Here is a 15,822-nt window from a genome sequence, read left to right as displayed (position 1 = left end):
TGAGAAGCGGTATGAACGACTGGATTCGGGTCATTATCCTGAAGAATTCTGATCCAAGAGCATCAGCGGCGGTATCCGATGGCACTGACAGCGATCGTATTGAGACTATCAATGCCGTGATGCATAGACGAACGGCTGAGCGTCTATCCAACCCTTTGATCGCGTCCTCTTGGCGGCTCAAGGAAAGTGGCGAAGGCGCGCAGGATGAAACTGCCGCGGTTCATTGTCGACTGCTGTCCCGCTTAGGGGGACTCTCCGGCGGTAATTGTCCCGACACCGATGCCGACGGCAAGCAATGGATCGTGACGCTGACCCATAGTCGTAAAGCGCATTGCGGGTCAACGGAACATGTTGCTTCCCTAATAAAGCGTCTCAACTTCGGGTCGTTCTCTTATCAAAGCAGACCGCCACAAGTAATTTCAGGCGGTAAGAGGGCTAAATTGACACCTTCCGAAGCGGCGCTGTTGGAGCTCCTCTTGGCCCGTGCGGGTCAAGTGGTCAGTAGATCGGAAATGCTGAGCTTGGTGGCTCCGCTGCAATCTGATCTCCGAGCCGTCGACCGAGTTATCTGTCGATTGAGGCGCAAACTCAACGCTGTTGATGAGGAAAATGCCAACATCCTCCACACCGAGCTTGGGCAGGGGTACATCCTACTTGTAGGCGATGCACAAGGGATCTAGCGGCTATGGCCGCGCTCGAGATCTCTATCACTGCGCGGGGCAGATATATTTAGAGGGATGGTCTGAGCAAATCTGCGCGAAATCCGCTGGTAGGGTAGGCCGCTTGCCGGCAATCTTGACGCCTATCAGGCACAAGTTGAAGGTCCATGCAGCTGACATTCGGTGGTGGGATTACCGCAACGTTTTCGCTTGCATGCCTTCGCTGACGTCACCGATGGCGCGCCGCAACTCGCTCAGGTGGTGGGACCCGCGTCTCCCGTAAAAGCAGAACCAGCACGCCCCCCACCGCCGCGACAAGGGCAAGCGTCAGGTGTGTAGCTGACATGAGCTTGCCGCATGCCGAGCGCTCCACGCTCGGTCTGATCCGCCTCGGAGAGCGGGCCCTCATGGGCAGTGTTGGACAAGGTCGGCTCAGCCGGGCGGACCGCCTTCGCGGATGCAGCGGTAGTCGTGCTGATGACCCCGGCCGATGGCAAGGCCTATGAATTGGTCGGCAAGGATCTGCCTGCAGCCGACTACACGGTGGTCATGGTCGGCGCCCCTGTTCTTGCTCCGTGGTCTGAAGTGCTCGTTTCGTTTCACGTAGCAGCCGGCAAGGGCGCTTTGTTCGATGACGGCCCTGCGCTGTCGAAGCTGACGGGCAGCCCCGCCGCGTCATTGAAGGAGTCTGTGGCTGCCGCGCTCAATCAAGTATGGCGGACGAGAAGGCTAGGCTGTTGTTCCTGGTGCCAGTTCAGACAGGTCTTGATAGCGAATGCGGTCTAAGGTTGGCTGCGCGCCGGCAGCACAAGCCGGGGCTTGCCAAGCACGTGAGACGCTATCTGCGATGCGAACGGTCGTGTTAAGAAACGGACCCCGAAGCAAGACAGCTTATTGAAAAAGCCTGGTACCACGGTGCGCTTGCCGTTTAGCATCGCGCGGATGGTGGCATGAGCTACGAACTCCGCACTATTCATGGACGCGTTCGCGATCCAGGAGTAGTCGCCGCCGCCGGACTCGGCATGGAATGCGGTTCTCGTGCCGCCCGGGCAGACGCATGTGACCGACAGCTGCGTGCCGCGGTGCTCGTCGTGCAAGCCCTCGCTGAAGTTGCGGACGAATGCCTTCGACGCCGCATACAGCGCCATATTCGGCACGGACTGGTATGCGCCGGTCGACGAGATATTCAGCATGTACGCGGGGGTGATACTTGTCTTGCGCGCATCGACGAAGCACCGCGCGAGGGCGACCAGCGAGGTCATGTTCAGTTGAATGAGTTCGGCGTCGCGCGCCCAATCGACCTCGTCGAACCGACGGAAATAGCCGAACCCGGCGTTGTTGATCAAGATGTTGATCGGACCATTCGCGTTCGCGGCGTCCCACAATGCGCGCGCGGCGTCGGGCTTGCCTAGATCTGCGGTGACGATCTCGACCTTCACACCCGTGCAGCTTGCAGCGACCGCATCGAGTGCCTTACGGCGCCGTGCCGTCAGCACGAGATCGACGCCGAGCGCCGCGAGCTCGCGCGCAATTGCTGCGCCAATACCGCTGGAAGCACCAGTCACCAGGGCGCGCCTTCCCAGGCTGGCGGTTGTCGTTGAACTCAAGATCGTTCTCCCTGTCGTGCAGTCGGGGCAGGCTGGCTACTACCGGCCCGCAGAAGTATTCGCATCGAAGATGCTGGCGGATTCAAGCTGCAGCTACCGTACTTGCACTACGACCTTGCCTTTGGCACGTCCGCCGTCCACGTAGGCCAACGCTTTGTCGGTGTCCTGAAGCGGAAACACTTTGTCGACGACTGGGCGGATGGCGCCTGCTTCGACGAGGGACGCGATCTCGCGCAACTGCGCCCCATCGGCCCGCATGAAGACGAATGTGTATTGGCTCCCTTTCTTCTTCGCCTTGTTCCTGATACCGAAACTCAGCAGGCGAAGCACTTGTTTGAGCGGCCAGGCCAGTCCACGCGCGGCGGCGAACGCCGGAGTAGGTGGCCCCGAGATGGAGATGAGATGTCCGCCCGGCTTGAGCACCTGGAGCGATTTGTTCAACTCGTCGTTGCCCAGGCTGTTCAGAACCACGTCATAGTCACGCAATACGGTAGTGAAGTCCTGCTTCTTGTAGTCGATGACGACATCCGCGCCCAATGCCTTCACCCAGTCGATGTTGGCCGTACTGGTGGTCGTGGCCACAAACGCACCAAGGTGCTTGGCCAACTGGATGGCAATGGTGCCGACGCCGCCCGAGCCGGCTTGGATCAGCACCTTCTGTCCCTTCTTCAGCTTCGCTGTTTCCACCAGCGTCTGCCAGGCCGTCAGCGCCACCAGGGGAAGGGAGGCGGCCTCGGCCATGCTGAGATTGCTGGGCTTCAAGGCCAACGACGATTCCTTGACGGCGATGCGTTCGGCGAAGGTGCCGATGCGGTCGTCGTCAGGGCGCGTATAGACCTCGTCACCAACTTTGAAGCTCCGAACGCGAGCACCAACCCGGATGACCGTACCGGCCACGTCGTTGCCCAGAATCAGGGGGAAACGGTAGGGAAGAATCAGTTTGAACTCGCCGCTCTTGATCTTCGAGTCCAGCGCATTGACGCTGGCCGCGTGAACCTGGATCAGGACATCGTCGTCCCGTACTTCGGGTTCCGGCATTTCGCCGATGCGTCCAGCTTCTTTCTTTCCGTAGCGATCAATGATGAATGCTTGCATGATAGGACTGTTCTCCAGCAGTTTTTGAATGAATGGGCTCGGGGGCAGTCCGCAAGATGCTCATGAGCCTTGGCGCTCGTATCGAGGTTGGTGCAGCGCTCAGTCATTGAGGAAGCGAAGCGCCTTGGGCACGAACTCGCTGTGGTACTGGAAAATCCCGCCATGCCCGGCGTCTGGGTAGATGACCAGTTCCGCGCCGGGAATGCGACGCGCCATGTCATGGCTGTTCAAGGTAGGCACCATGATGTCGTTGTCACCATTGGCGATCAGTACCGGGATGCTGATGCTGCCGAGATCCTGCGGCGGCTGCAGGCCCCAGGCCTTGATCGCCTTCAATTGTCGCAGGAAGGCGCCGGCTGTCGGGCCCTTGTCCCGGTTCGTCTTACGCTCCTTCAGTCGCTGCAGGAAAGCCCTCGCGGCTTGCCGGCCGTTGGCCGTGGCGGTGAAGAAGAGGTAGGTCTTCGGATCCCGCAGCGTCAGCAGGCCCTTGATCATCAGTGGCCAGGAGATCGCCCCGACCTGGTCGATTCCTTGGCCGCCTGCCGGCCCGGTGCCGGTCAGGATAAGTCTGCGCACCAGGTCGGGGGCTTTCAGTACGATGTCCTGCGCCACGAATCCTCCGAGGGAGAAACCGAGCAGATCGACCTTCTCGAAACCCAGTGCATGGATCAGAGCGATCACATCCCGTGCCATCGCATCGATGGTCACGGGCGCCGCTCCGTCTGAAGCGCCGATCCCCCGGTAATCGGTGGCAATGACGCGATGCTTGCTGGCAAGACCATCGACGATTCGCGGGTCGAAATTGTCGAGGACGGCACCCCAGTGGTTGAGCAGGATCAGCGGCACGCCATTGCGTGGCCCCAGGTCACGGTACGCAAATGCGGTCCCGTCGACTTGGATGGATCGGGTGGGACTGTCGATGTAGGACATGATTGATCCTGGGTGCTTGTCGGCAGGGGGGCATCGGCGCTGCGTCATCTCGCCGGATGACCACGATTTTCATGGGGAGATTTGTCCCTGTGAGCTTGCCAGACAGAACTTCAGCCACGTCAGATCGTCAGGAAACCCAAGAGACCTAAAAGCAGCAGCACCGCTGTCGGCAACAGCGCGTGCTTGTACTCTGCGTGGCGCAGCAGTGTGCCAATGGCAGCCAGCATCACCACCCCGCCAAGTGCGCAGCCTCCCAACCGTGTTGAGACAAAGACAAGAAAGATCGCTATCAAAAACTCCAAAGCGGCGGTCACGCGATGGAACCAGTTGGGATAGCCCCATCGAGCATACTCCGCACGCAGATTCGCTGGGCCTAGCCAATTGCCGATGGCCCCTACGACGAAAAAGATCGACAGGCCCCATGCCAGCAGGTCATGGACTGCATAACCAAGGATCATCTTGACGCTCCGATAACAAGGGCGAAGGAGGTGGCGAACACGATCACGCGTTCACATCGACGATGGTGCGCCCCTGGACCTTCCCTTCGAGTACACGGCTGGCGACTTCAGGAACATCGGCAAGACCGACCACCTGCGTCGTTCTGGCAAGCTTGCTCAGGTCCAGATCGGTGGCCAGACGTGCCCATGCCTGCAGCCGCACGTCCTGCGGCGCATTGACCGAATCGATACCAGCCAGGGTGACGTTGCGTAGGATGAAGGGCAGAACCGATCCGGGCAGATCCGCGCCCTGTGCGAGCCCGAAGGCCGCAACCACGCCGCGATAGCGGGTCTGCGCCAGGACGTTCGCCAACGTGTGGCTGCCCACTGAGTCGATGGCGCCTGCCCAGCGTTCCTTCGTGATCGGTGCCCCAGGTGTGGACAGAGTGTGCCGGTCGATGATCTCGCTCGCGCCCAAGGCCCGTAGGTACTCTGTCTCTTCGAGACGCCCAGTCGAGGCAATGACCCGATAGCCGAGTCTGGACAGCAGTGCGATGGCGACGGATCCTGCGCCGCCGTTTGCGCCGGTAACCAGGATATCTCCGTGGTCAGGCGTCAGGCCGCCATGTTCCAATGCCAATACGGACAACATTGCTGTGTAGCCTGCGGTCCCGATAGCCATGGCATCACGGGTCGAGAAGACTTCAGGAATCTTGACCAGCCAATCGCCGCTCACTCGCGCTTTCTGTGCGAAGCCGCCATGGTGGGTCTGGCTCAGTCCCCAGCCATTGGCCAGCACACGGTCGCCGGCGGCAATGCCCGGATAGCTGGAGGTTTCCACGACGCCGGCAAAGTCGATTCCCGGGATCAGCGGAAACTTGCGGATGACAGGTGACCGGCCACTAAGTGCCAGCGCATCCTTGTAGTTCACGGTCGAATACTCGACCGCGATCGTGACATCGCCTGGCATCTGGTCTTCTTCCTTGAAATCTACCAGGTGGGTCAGAATGGTCTCGCCCGTCTGGTTGGCGACGAGTGCTTTGAATGTCATGGTCATGTCTCCTTGATGGAAGGGGGAGTGATGTCCTGCGCATCACGCCGAGAGGTCAGAAGGACCGATGGAAACCCGAGTTCGCTGCCGGATGCGGTACTTATTGGGGCGCACGCAGGCGTCGCGTACGAAGCGTGCCCCAGCCGCTACTGAGCGCAGACTTCAGGAACGCTGACAGCCCACTCTCGTGGGGACGCGGCTCTTTGCCCTTTGCAACGCGTCTGAGCTGGCGCGTGTACCAAAGAATCTCCATGATTCCCAATCGGTCAACAGCCTTGAGACCGGTCTTGATCGGACGCACCTGTTGCAGGCTGTCGCGCCCTTGCAGCAAGGCCGAGGGGGCATCGGGATCGATCGCCAGCAGTCGCGCCAAGCCAATCAGGTCCAGCGCACCGGAGCGAAGGGCAGCGTTCATGCCCGCGGCCGTACGGAAACCGCCAGTGACCATCAGCGGCAGTTTCACGGTGGCACGCACCTTCTCGGCGAATTCTAGGAAGTACGCCTCTCGGGCTTCGGTAGACGCTTTCTTGGGGCCTTGCATAGCACCGTTCATGGCCGGGGCCTCGTAGGTGCCGCCGGAGATTTCGATCAGGTCGATGCCTGCGTCGGCCAGTGTGCGGATCGTCTCGATCGATTCTTCTTCGGTGAAGCCACCACGTTGAAAGTCGGCCGAGTTGAGCTTGATTCCCACGGGAAAGTCGGTACCGACGTGGCGGCGGATTTCCGCATAGACGGCCAGGACGAAGCGGCGCCGCTTCTCGGGACTACCGCCCCACTCATCGCTGCGGCGATTGTGGTGCGGGGACAGGAACTGGTTGATCAGATAGCCATGAGCCCCGTGGATTTGCACACCGCTGAACCCGGCCTTCTTGCAGATGGCTGCACTGCGCCCGAAGCGTTCGATGATGTCCTGGATCTCCGACGTTGTAGCCTCGCGCGGGGTCGCGAAGAATGCCGCCATGTCCTCGCGGAACGGCACAGCCGACGGGGCTAGGTTGTGAACGTTAAGGCCCTTGGTCGATTGTTTGCCTGGGTGGTTGAGCTGTGCCCAAATGGCCGTACCTTGCCCGGTCGCTGCTTGTGTCCACTGCCGCAGGACAGACAAGTCGGCCTCGTCCTCGATTACCACGTTGCCCGGCTCGCCAAGCGCGCGGCGGTCGATCATGACATTGCCTGTCATGATCATCCCCAGGCCCGACGCAGCCCACCTTGTGTAAAGCCGAACCAGGTCCGGCGTGGGGCGATTGTCATAGGTGCCCAAGGTCTCGCTCATAGCGGCTTTGACCAAGCGGTTGCGCAGCACGCTGCCATTGGGCAGGTGAAGGGGGCGGCTCAGTAGATTTGCTTGCATGGCTAGCTCAGAACGCGGTGCGATCATAAGGAGAGATGACTTTCGGTGGCTGCAGGAACGCGGTCAGGCCTTGGAACCACATCACCTCCGAGAAGTCGCCGCAGATGGTCAATTCCTGGCTGCCCAAGCCACGCAGGAACGCGGCTTGGCTGTCCTTGGCCGACAGGATCGCGAAGCCCTTTGCGGCATCGGTGAAGTTCAGTGTGAACTGAGGATTCTCTGCCAGGCCCGCCACGGAGCGGAGCGTGCCATCGCTGACCACATAGTGGCGGCCCACGTTCGATGTGGTGCGGATCTGAAATACCAGACGCTTGCCGGTGATGTAGCGTGCACAGTCGGGGTTGTGCTTGATCTGTCTCTTTAGGAGTTGGGCGAATGCCCATAGCAGAAACTTGAACTTGAGCATGACGTGGGCCTTTGAATGCGGAATCCTGGATCTGGGTCGATGCGTGTAGGGGCCGTCACTCGTCCAAGAACCGAACCACGTGGTCCAGGAAGCGCTGCGGGTACTGGAACTGTGCGCCATGCCCTGCATCTGGGTAGATGAAAAGCTGTGCATTCGGCAGGTTGCGGGCCATGTAGAACGAGTTGATGCTCGGGATCATCACATCGTGCACGCCGTTGAGGATGAAGGTCGGCTGCTGGATGCCACGCAGGTAGGAAAAGGGGTCGTCTTCCGACAGCCTGGACAGGTACAGCATGTTGGCCTCGATCTGGGCGTCGGTGACTTCGGGTGACGACGGTGGATCCTGGTCGACGCGCTGATGCCGTCGCTGCCAGAACTGGCGCGCGGCCTGCTTGGCCTGCTCCGATCGACCGAAGAACAGGTACGCGAAGTCTTCGAAGGTGGGAACCGGCCGTGGCGCTGTGGTCAGCACCTGCGGCTCCATATCCGGGACGCCGCCGCGCGGCCCGGTGCCAAGCAGCATCAGCTTGCGGACTAGTTGGGAATGACGCCAGGTCAGGTCCAACGCTTGGAAGCCACCCAGCGAGAAGCCCAACACGTCGATTCTGTTCAACCCCAGCGCGCGAACGAAGGCGGCTGCGTCATCGGCCATGTCCTCGATGCGGGTTCGCGGTTGGCCACTGGACGAGGCGACACCTCGGCCGTTGTAGAGAATGACTTCGCGGCCGTGGGCAAGGCCATCAGTCATCAACGGGTCCCAATGATCCATGCCGCCGCGGAAGTGCTGCAGAAGCAACAGTGGCGGCGGCGCGGAATCGGCGTTGCCCCAGCGACGGTAGGCGAACTTGTCGCCGTTTACCTTAATGAAGCGAGTGGGCGCGGTCAGGTGAGTGACGGTCATTTTCAGATCATGTCAGAGCGAATTCCAGTAATGATGTCGAGCATCATCTTTAATGTCAATGTCTTTGATGATGAGCGACATCAATGTATGGTGTTGGTTTCACTGCTGGCAGATCCTGAGGGATTCTTGAGATGAAGGTCACCAAAGCGCAGGCACAGGCCAGCCGAGCGCGCATTGTCGAGACGGCGTCCCATCTGTTTCGCGAGCGGGGTTATGACGGGGTTGGGATCGCGGATTTGATGGCATCTGCCGGCTTCACTCACGGCGGCTTCTACAAGCATTTCGGGTCCAAAGCTGACCTGATGGCGGAAGCAGCGCGCTGCGGCTTTGAGCAGGGCACTGCCAAGGCGGAGGGCATTGATGCGCAGGGATTCGTCAGCTACTACCTGTCCCGAAAACACCGAGACGATCGCGGCGACGGTTGCACGATGGCAGCGCTGTGCGGAGACGCGGCGCGTCAAACGGAGTCAACCAAGGATGCATTTGCGACCGGCGTTGAAGGCATGCTGGATACCCTTGCAAACGGGTCCGACGAACCAGAAGACGGCGCGCTTGACGCCGATCGCGCCAGACGCATTGGCGTGATTGCGCAGGTTGTTGGCGCATTGGTGCTGTCGCGGGCGTGTCCTGACGATTCACTGCTCGCCGATGAAATTCTTGATGCTTGCCGTACCGAAGTCCTGACCCGGCTGCCCAAGCGGACGAGGGGCGAACCCTCGTGCTCAGAAAAGCTTTGACGAGGGAGACAGCGATGCCCCTTCTATACCTGGATCATCTGACACCCGGTCAGCGCTTCATCGGAACCACTCGAATTCGGCTCGAAGAGGATCAGATCAAGATGTTTGCCACCGAGTTCGATCCCCAGCCGTTCCACCTGGATGAATCTGCCGCCGGCGCATCGATCTTTCGCGGCCTCGCTGCGAGCGGGTGGCACACGGCGGCAGTCACGATGCGGCTGCTCGTGGAGAGCGACTTCAAGCCAGCCGGTGGCATCGTCGGTGCGGGCTTCGATGAACTGCGCTGGCCCCTGCCCATGAGGCCCGGCGAGGAGTTGCGTGTGGAATGCGATGTGCTGGAGGTGCGACCGTCAAAAACGCGTCCGGAGCAAGGCCTGGTCAAGGTGCGCACGACGACGCTGAATCAAGATGGGAAAGCCCTGCAGATTTCCGTGGGCAATCTCGTAGTCCCGCGGCGCGTGGAATGACCGCACCGGTCTCGACGCGACCAAACGACACCTACAACATCCTCTCGATCGATTCAACGGAGCACAGCATGAAATACACCCCCTTTGGAAAGACAGGCTTGCGGGTTTCTCAAGTAGCACTCGGCACTGGCAACTTTGGCACGGGCTGGGGCTATGGCGCCGATCCCGATGTCAGCAAAGCGGTCTTCAACGCCTATGCCGAAGCCGGTGGCAACTTCATCGACTCGGCGGACGTCTACCAGTTCGGCCAATCCGAGGAGTTGCTCGGAGCTTTGCTGGAAGGCCGTCGCGAGGATTTCGTGCTCGCCACCAAATTCACCAATGGTGCCGCTCCCGGTGCCAACCGGCTGGTCACCGGCAACAGCCGCAAGGCCATGGTCGCGTCCGTCGAGGCAAGCCTGAAGCGGCTCAGGACCGACCGCATCGACATCTACTGGGCCCACCACCCCGATGGAATCACCCCCGTCGAGGAAGTCATCCGTGGCTTCGAGGACTTGACCCGCGCAGGCAAGATCCTCTATGCCGGCCTGTCGAACTTTGCTGCTTGGCGACTTGCACGTGCAGTGACCGTGGCCGAGCTGACGCGCGCGGTTCCTATCGCGGCTGCTCAATTTGAACACAGCCTGGTCCATCGCGAGCCCGAGGCCGAACTGTTCCCCGCGTCACATGCGCTTGGGCTTGGAGTCGTGACCTGGTCACCGCTGGGCGGAGGCATGCTGACCGGCAAATATCGGCAGGGCGAGCAGGGCAGGGCCGAAGGCTTCGGGGGCCGTGTGTTTCAGGCGGAGAACTCAGCGCAGCGCACGAAGGTGCTTGATACCGTGCTTCAGGTAGCGGCGGAACTCGGCGCAAGCGCAGGTCAGGTGGCTATTGCATGGGCTGGTACGCACGGCGCGGTGCCAATCATCGGACCTCGATCGCTCACCCAGCTTAATGAAAATTTAGGCGCTCTGTTGGTCGAACTCTCAAGCGATCACATCAGCCGCCTAGACGTCGCGAGCAACTTGATCGCTTCAACGCAAGAACGGACCCCGGTTGCTTGGGCAGATCGTCCTATGGTTCCTGTTGCCTGATCGGAATGAGGTGGCGTGGACATGGATGTGCCCAAATCAGTGTCTTGGCGCTTTGGGAACTCTTGGTCCACGTCGGTGCGGATGGTAGGTCGCTCAGGGCGGTTTTTCTGGCGCCCGCGATCCGGCGCATTGTGGGGTTGCGAACTTCGGAACCTACTGTTCCACGCCGTTAGAGGTCAACTGGCCTATGTTGGGCATCGGGGCTACCTCAAGTAATGGCCCAAGCGGTCACGCACCATTGCACCAATAGCATCACTCCCCTACGCACGAAGGAGCCCAAGCCGTGGCATACGCGACAATCAATCCGTACACCGGAAAGACACTGAAGACTTTTCCTGATGCAACCGACGCTGAGGTCGCTCAGGCGCTCGATCAAGCGCAGGCCGCATTTGAGAGATGGAAAACCGTGGGATTCGCCGCACGCACGCATGTCCTGCGACAAACTGCGAAGTTGTTGCGAGCTCGATCAAATGAGTACGCCAAGATCCTCACCATGGAAATGGGAAAAGTGTTGGCCGAGGCCGAGGCGGAAGTCGAACTCTCTGCCCAGATTTTGGAATACTACGCTGATAACGCTGAAGGACTGCTCGCGCCGGACAGGCTTCCGAGCAAGCACCCTTCCTACACGGATTGTTGGGTCGAGCATGAAGCTCAAGGAATCTTGCTTGCGATCGAGCCTTGGAACTTCCCCTACTACCAAATCGTTCGTATTGCTGCCCCGCAGTTGGCCGCTGGCAATGTCATTGTGCTCAAGCACGCTTCCAATGTGCCGCAAAGTGCAGCAGCATTCCAGGCGCTCTTCCGAGAAGCTGGCTTGCCTGATGGCGGCTTCACTAACCTGTATGCCAACCGAGACCAGATCAAGGCGATTATCGAAGATCCCAGGGTGCAGGGAGTAGCACTTACGGGTTCCGAGGGTGCCGGGGCGGTGGTCGCTTCCCAGGCGGGAACTGCGCTGAAGAAGTCCACAATGGAGCTGGGTGGTGCGGATGCTTTCGTCGTCCTTGCAGACGCGGACATTGAGAAGGCTGCAAAGTGGGCAGTGATCGGCCGTCACTGGAACGCTGGTCAAGTGTGTTGTTCTTCCAAGCGCATCATTGTCCTTGCTGAGGTCTACGATGCGTTTCTGGAAAAGTACAAGGCGGGCGTTGCTGAACTCAAGGCAGGTGATCCGCTTGATCCTTCAACTTCTCTTGCACCCTTGTCTTCTCAGGCTGCCGCGGATGAGCTCAAGGCCCAGGTGGCGAAGGCAGTCTCGCATGGGGCGAAGGTTGAAATAATCGGTGCCGCCGTTCCGGAGACGGGAGCGTTCTTCCAGCCAGTCCTGTTGAGCATGGAAGAGGACAATCCCGCTTACCGTTGGGAGTTCTTCGGGCCTGTTTCCCAAGTGATTCGCGCCAAAAACGAAGCGGATGCCATCCGCATCGCTAATGACAGCCCGTTTGGTCTGGGGGGCTCGGTTTTCACCCAAGACGTCAAGCGCGGCGTCGAGGTGGCCAAGAAGATCTCCACCGGCATGGTCTATATCAATCATCCGACGGGCGTCGCCGCCGATCTGCCTTTCGGTGGCGTTCGACGTTCTGGCTATGGCCGGGAGCTGGTCGGCTTGGGCATCAAGGAGTTCGTCAATCACAAGTTGATTGCGGTCACCGATATCGATGGGGCGTTCTGATCGTCTGCCGTCTGTCGCGGTACTCCATTCGTTGCTCCTTCGAGAGCGGTTGTGACGGGTAGGTGGGTAGAGTCCTTGGTGGCTGGACAGTTAAGCTGCCGTCTTCTCGCGAGATGCCGCTGAAGGTGTGCGAAGGATTTGCTGGTGCACAGTCAAATATGCACCCTGAAGTGCTGTAGTGGCCATGTGGCCACTACAGCGGAAACCCTGCTACGTCGGCGAAGCGTCACCGCTTTTCAAGCGCGGACATGTGTGGAGTCAGCGCGCACGACCGGACCGAAGGTGGCTGTTCTACTCCCTTCATTGGTGTTGGTCGTTCTGCCGTTCCCTGGGGGCAAGTTGCTTTCTCCCAGTCGGAACGTCTTCCTGAGCAGCGTTTTGTCGCTCTTACCTGGAACAGGTGCTTGGTACGAGAGCGCCGAAACGGTCGCTCCTTCTGTCAATCTCCACCGCTCTGCTGCGTGGCCTCACCCCACAGGGCGAGGCTTGTGTGCGTTAGTGAATCCGAGGATTTAGTTGGCAGGACGCAACACTCCGTCGCCCCTGACTCTGGTCTTGATGGCGGGAACTACTCGCCCTTGATCGCGCCGTGCACGGTATCTAGTACCTGACGCAACTGGCCCACGTCTACCTGGCCTGGCGCCGACGGCGTGCCGATCATGCCGAAGGTCAGGTCACTGCCGAACACTTCGCCGGATAGGCGGGTGATGGCGCCCACGCCGCCCATCGACATGGTGAGCTGCGGTTTGTTTGAATACGTGGCGCGCATCTGCGTGGTGGCATCCAGCAGCGACAGTACGTCAGCGGGGCTCTGCGGCATCACCGCGATCTTCAGAATGTCCGCACCCAGCTGGTCCTGTTGACGCAGCCGCGCAATGATCTCGGCGGTCGGCGGGGTCTTGTGGAAGTCATGGCTGGACATGACCACTTTGATGTTCTTCGCATGCGCCTGGCCAACCAATGCAGTGACCACCTCGGGTTCGCGGAACATCTCCACGTCGAGCAGGTCGATGAAGCCGGCTTGGATGAGCGACCTGTACAGCGCGCCATATTCAGCGTCTGCAATCGGCTTGCTGCCACCCTCTGCCTGGGTGCGGAAGGTCACGATCATCGGCTTGTTGCGCGCCGCCACCGCGACCTGCTTGCCCAGCGCGGCTATGCGGACTGGGTCGGTGGCGAAGTCAAGATAGTCAATACGGAATTCGATGAGATCGGCATCGGCATTCGCGCCGATGATGCGAGCCTGTGCCAGTACCTGTTCAGCGTTTGCACCGGTCGTCGGCACGATAGTTTTCGGTGCGCCTTCGCCGATCACCGTGTTGCGGATGGTGAAGGGAACGGCGTGGCGCAGTGTTACCGGCACGGCAGCTGCGCTCGTGGCTGCTGCTGCGGCTGCCATGGCGGTGGGAGCACCTGCTGCGAGTAGCGGCAGGGCGAGCAGGATGGAGGCGGCAGCACGCTGCGTGATGGTCTTCATAGGATGACTCCAGTGGTTGCAAAAATGCGAATCAGAAGTTGACCTTGGCCTGCAGGCCAAGCGCGAGCACGTTGTCGGTGTTCTTGTAGCGGAATGCGCCGGGGTTGGTGATGTATTGCACGTCGGGCCGCAGCGACAGCCATGGCTTGACCTGGAAGGTGTAGGCGAGCTCCCACAACTCTTCCGCTTGGTTGAGCTCCCAATCGGTGTCTGTGATCAGGCCCTGGGCTTGTTGTTGCAGCTGCTGCTCAAGCAAATGGCGGTTGATCGAGGCGCGCACGTAACCCAGGGCCACGCGATCCTGCGGGCGGCTGTGGAACACCCCGTGGTAGACCATGCCGGCGGAGACCCAGCGGTGCATGACCGAGGTCTGCTGCGACTGTTCGGTGTATTGTGCGAAGACGCTTAGGCCGCCGTTGACCGCGTTGTTGGTCAGCTTCTGGTCGGTCATCACGTAGCCGCCTTCGCGCCGGCGTGCGGTCTGGTCGTTGCGGCTGCCGACCATCTGCTTGTCTGAGGTGTCGTAGTAGTAGCCGATCTTGTAGTGACCCGGGTAATGGCCTCGGTCGGCGGTGCCCGGTGCCCATTCCACTTCCACCGGATACAGGTGGCCGGTAGTGCCCTTTTCGTGCAGGCTCCAGCGGTTCTCTTCCAGGTTGTAGTTGGTGTTGACCAGAACCATGCCGGCGCGCACCGTCACTTCCGGGGTGGGGTGCACGGTCACATGTGTGGCCCAGCGCGGACGTGGCCAGTTGGTCCAGCCCGAGCTGGTGGACAGCGAGATGGGATGGGCGCAAAGGGCGGCGTTCACGAAGTTGGTCATGATCTGGTTGATGCCAAAATCATTGCCCATCACATAGTAGCCGGCCTTCCAGTTCAGCCTGCCGGTGAAGAAGTTCTGGTCATAGCTCAACTCGGTAAGCCGGGTGAACTGATCGCTGTAGATCTCCTGGATGGGCATGTAATCGTTGCCCGCCAGTTCGCCAGAGGTGCTGCGGCCGCGACGATCGTTGACGGTCAGGTGGAACCGCGCGTCGCCCCAATAGTCGGTGAGCTTGCCCATATCCAGGTCGACACCGACTTGGGTCTGGAAGGCGTTGCGTGCGCTGTGGTCGATACCGCCGTCGACCACGCCCATGGCCTCGGTGATGAAGCCACCGCGGAAGGACACGCCATTGGCGGCCCATTCGCTGCGCTTGCCATCCCAGTCACCGGTCATGCTCTTGCCGGTATACAGGTCGTCAGCGGCCTGCGCATGCTCAGCGAAGGCGGTGGAAGCAAGCATCGCGGCAACCGTGCAAAGTAGCGCGGTTGCCAAGGGCGAGTGCCGGGGCAGGGAACGGGAGAAGGTACAGGTGTTCATGCGCTTGCCTTGGAAAAATGAGGAGAGAAGAAGGAAGAAGTTGGCGTCGTTTCAGCGGCGGCGCGACGGCGCGCGCAGGGCGAGAACACTCCACAGCGCTAGGACCAGGTAGGTGAGCAGGCTCCAGGCAGGCATCGACAGCCCCAAGAAGGTCCAGTCCACCACCGCACATTCGCCTGAGCCGGTGAGAACTTGGCGGAGCACATCGAGCAGTGGCCAGGCCTCGAGCATGTTGGCTAGGTCAGGACCGCATGCGGGCACTCGGTCAGCCGGCAGCAATTGCAGCCATACATGCCGGGTGGCAATACCTGCACCGAGCAGGGCGATGACCACGCTCAGGGCGATGTAGCCGCCGCGTACCGCTAAGGAACGCGGCGAATGCAGGCTGCCCAGGAAATACACGGTGGCCAGCGCCATGAACGCGCCGCGCTGTAGGGTGCACAACGGGCAGGGCGTCAGCCCGCCGAAAAACTGCGTGTACAAGGCGTACAACAGCACCCCGGCACAACCGAGTAGGCCGGCCAAGAACCGCTGCTGGAAGCTCCATGTCAGCGGATTTAAGGCGTAACGGATCCACGGGCCGCGCATGTCGATAG

General features: G+C 60.5%; 18 protein-coding genes. 7 read left to right on the top strand and 11 right to left on the bottom strand.

The features are described 5' to 3' along the window. The first annotated feature begins 11 nt into the window (after positions 1–11). The gene (locus QMX81_RS02825) at positions 12–680 is read left to right on the top strand and encodes a helix-turn-helix domain-containing protein (protein ID WP_160314101.1); all 669 of its coding nucleotides are present in this window, start codon (positions 12–14) and stop codon (positions 678–680) included. A 450-nt stretch (positions 681–1,130) separates the two neighbouring features. Beyond that, entirely contained in the window at positions 1,131–1,445 is a 315-nt protein-coding gene (locus tag QMX81_RS02820; RefSeq protein ID WP_152906862.1) for a hypothetical protein, read from the top strand. On the opposite strand, the gene QMX81_RS02815 is transcribed toward QMX81_RS02820, so the two are convergent. From QMX81_RS02815 to QMX81_RS02780, 8 genes are all read right to left on the bottom strand, one after another. Next, the gene (locus QMX81_RS02815; RefSeq protein ID WP_204373564.1) at positions 1,442–2,224 is read right to left on the bottom strand and encodes an SDR family oxidoreductase; all 783 of its coding nucleotides are present in this window, start codon (positions 2,222–2,224) and stop codon (positions 1,442–1,444) included. The two genes, QMX81_RS02820 and QMX81_RS02815, sit on opposite strands and share 4 nt — an antisense overlap. Positions 2,225–2,359: 135 nt before the next feature. After that, positions 2,360–3,361, bottom strand: a complete 1,002-nt coding sequence (locus QMX81_RS02810; RefSeq protein ID WP_049399688.1) for an NADP-dependent oxidoreductase — start codon at positions 3,359–3,361, stop codon at positions 2,360–2,362. Between the two features lie 99 nt (positions 3,362–3,460). Next, on the bottom strand, positions 3,461–4,291 hold the full coding sequence (locus QMX81_RS02805) for an alpha/beta hydrolase (RefSeq protein WP_049399689.1): 831 nt from the start codon (positions 4,289–4,291) through the stop codon (positions 3,461–3,463). A gap of 119 nt (positions 4,292–4,410) precedes the next feature. Next, positions 4,411–4,749 (bottom strand): DoxX family protein, encoded by a 339-nt coding sequence (locus QMX81_RS02800; RefSeq protein ID WP_049399690.1) that lies wholly within the window; start codon positions 4,747–4,749, stop codon positions 4,411–4,413. 43 nt (positions 4,750–4,792) lie between these two features. After that, a complete protein-coding gene (locus QMX81_RS02795) occupies positions 4,793–5,779 on the bottom strand; it encodes an MDR family oxidoreductase (RefSeq protein WP_049399691.1) in 987 nt (328 codons plus the stop codon). Positions 5,780–5,879: 100 nt separating this feature from the next. After that, positions 5,880–7,130 (bottom strand): NADH:flavin oxidoreductase/NADH oxidase family protein, encoded by a 1,251-nt coding sequence (locus tag QMX81_RS02790; protein ID WP_080355211.1) that lies wholly within the window; start codon positions 7,128–7,130, stop codon positions 5,880–5,882. 7 nt (positions 7,131–7,137) lie between these two features. Next, complete coding sequence (locus QMX81_RS02785; protein ID WP_049399693.1) at positions 7,138–7,536, bottom strand: hypothetical protein; 399 nt, start codon at positions 7,534–7,536, stop codon at positions 7,138–7,140. Between the two features lie 55 nt (positions 7,537–7,591). After that, positions 7,592–8,284, bottom strand: coding sequence for an alpha/beta hydrolase (locus QMX81_RS02780; RefSeq protein ID WP_282258266.1), 693 nt, complete (start codon positions 8,282–8,284; stop codon positions 7,592–7,594). On the opposite strand from QMX81_RS02780, the gene QMX81_RS02775 reads away from it, so the two are divergent. The 5 genes from QMX81_RS02775 (at position 8,264) to QMX81_RS02755 (ending at position 12,386) form a co-directional block, all read left to right on the top strand. Next, a complete protein-coding gene (locus QMX81_RS02775) occupies positions 8,264–8,572 on the top strand; it encodes a hypothetical protein (protein WP_282258264.1) in 309 nt (102 codons plus the stop codon). The genes QMX81_RS02780 and QMX81_RS02775 overlap by 21 nt on opposite strands. Further along, on the top strand, positions 8,569–9,174 hold the full coding sequence (locus tag QMX81_RS02770) for a TetR/AcrR family transcriptional regulator (RefSeq protein WP_049399695.1): 606 nt from the start codon (positions 8,569–8,571) through the stop codon (positions 9,172–9,174). Before QMX81_RS02775 ends, QMX81_RS02770 begins: the two co-directional genes overlap by 4 nt. 14 nt (positions 9,175–9,188) lie before the next feature. Then, a complete protein-coding gene (locus tag QMX81_RS02765) occupies positions 9,189–9,641 on the top strand; it encodes a MaoC family dehydratase (RefSeq protein WP_080355210.1) in 453 nt (150 codons plus the stop codon). Positions 9,642–9,709: 68 nt separating this feature from the next. After that, entirely contained in the window at positions 9,710–10,714 is a 1,005-nt protein-coding gene (locus QMX81_RS02760; RefSeq protein WP_049399696.1) for an aldo/keto reductase, read from the top strand. A gap of 283 nt (positions 10,715–10,997) precedes the next feature. Next, positions 10,998–12,386 carry an NAD-dependent succinate-semialdehyde dehydrogenase gene (locus QMX81_RS02755; protein ID WP_049399697.1) on the top strand — a complete coding sequence of 463 codons (1,389 nt, stop codon included), beginning with the start codon at positions 10,998–11,000 and terminating at the stop codon, positions 12,384–12,386. 568 nt (positions 12,387–12,954) lie between these two features. On the opposite strand, the gene aroD is transcribed toward QMX81_RS02755, so the two are convergent. The 3 genes from aroD to QMX81_RS02740 form a co-directional block, all read right to left on the bottom strand. Next, positions 12,955–13,863, bottom strand: a complete 909-nt coding sequence (gene aroD / locus QMX81_RS02750; protein ID WP_239669814.1) for a type I 3-dehydroquinate dehydratase — start codon at positions 13,861–13,863, stop codon at positions 12,955–12,957. 31 nt (positions 13,864–13,894) lie between these two features. Then, entirely contained in the window at positions 13,895–15,148 is a 1,254-nt protein-coding gene (locus tag QMX81_RS02745; protein WP_049399698.1) for a carbohydrate porin, read from the bottom strand. Positions 15,149–15,277: 129 nt separating this feature from the next. After that, entirely contained in the window at positions 15,278–15,814 is a 537-nt protein-coding gene (locus QMX81_RS02740; protein WP_049399699.1) for a disulfide bond formation protein B, read from the bottom strand. Positions 15,815–15,822 lie beyond the last annotated feature (8 nt).

The organism is Stenotrophomonas sp. PS02301, from assembly GCF_029959485.1.
In the GTDB taxonomy this organism is placed as follows: domain Bacteria; phylum Pseudomonadota; class Gammaproteobacteria; order Xanthomonadales; family Xanthomonadaceae; genus Stenotrophomonas; species Stenotrophomonas maltophilia_Z.
This window is presented reverse-complemented; position numbering and strand designations above follow the sequence as displayed.

What these genes read in the sequence shown, in the direction of transcription:
- QMX81_RS02760 (WP_049399696.1), top strand. Translation starts at nt 9,710, where the DNA reads ATGAAATACACCCCCTTTGGAAAGACAGGCTTGCGGGTTTCTCAAGTA.
- QMX81_RS02765 (WP_080355210.1), top strand. Translation starts at nt 9,189, where the DNA reads ATGCCCCTTCTATACCTGGATCATCTGACACCCGGTCAGCGCTTCATC.
- QMX81_RS02785 (WP_049399693.1), bottom strand. Translation starts at nt 7,536, where the DNA reads ATGCTCAAGTTCAAGTTTCTGCTATGGGCATTCGCCCAACTCCTAAAG.
- QMX81_RS02800 (WP_049399690.1), bottom strand. Translation starts at nt 4,749, where the DNA reads ATGATCCTTGGTTATGCAGTCCATGACCTGCTGGCATGGGGCCTGTCG.
- QMX81_RS02780 (WP_282258266.1), bottom strand. Translation starts at nt 8,284, where the DNA reads ATGACTGATGGCCTTGCCCACGGCCGCGAAGTCATTCTCTACAACGGC.
- aroD (WP_239669814.1), bottom strand. Translation starts at nt 13,863, where the DNA reads ATGAAGACCATCACGCAGCGTGCTGCCGCCTCCATCCTGCTCGCCCTG.
- QMX81_RS02745 (WP_049399698.1), bottom strand. Translation starts at nt 15,148, where the DNA reads ATGCTTGCTTCCACCGCCTTCGCTGAGCATGCGCAGGCCGCTGACGAC.
- QMX81_RS02795 (WP_049399691.1), bottom strand. Translation starts at nt 5,779, where the DNA reads ATGACATTCAAAGCACTCGTCGCCAACCAGACGGGCGAGACCATTCTG.
- QMX81_RS02825 (WP_160314101.1), top strand. Translation starts at nt 12, where the DNA reads ATGAACGACTGGATTCGGGTCATTATCCTGAAGAATTCTGATCCAAGA.
- QMX81_RS02805 (WP_049399689.1), bottom strand. Translation starts at nt 4,291, where the DNA reads ATGTCCTACATCGACAGTCCCACCCGATCCATCCAAGTCGACGGGACC.
- QMX81_RS02810 (WP_049399688.1), bottom strand. Translation starts at nt 3,361, where the DNA reads ATGCAAGCATTCATCATTGATCGCTACGGAAAGAAAGAAGCTGGACGC.
- QMX81_RS02740 (WP_049399699.1), bottom strand. Translation starts at nt 15,814, where the DNA reads ATGCGCGGCCCGTGGATCCGTTACGCCTTAAATCCGCTGACATGGAGC.
- QMX81_RS02790 (WP_080355211.1), bottom strand. Translation starts at nt 7,130, where the DNA reads ATGCAAGCAAATCTACTGAGCCGCCCCCTTCACCTGCCCAATGGCAGC.
- QMX81_RS02770 (WP_049399695.1), top strand. Translation starts at nt 8,569, where the DNA reads ATGAAGGTCACCAAAGCGCAGGCACAGGCCAGCCGAGCGCGCATTGTC.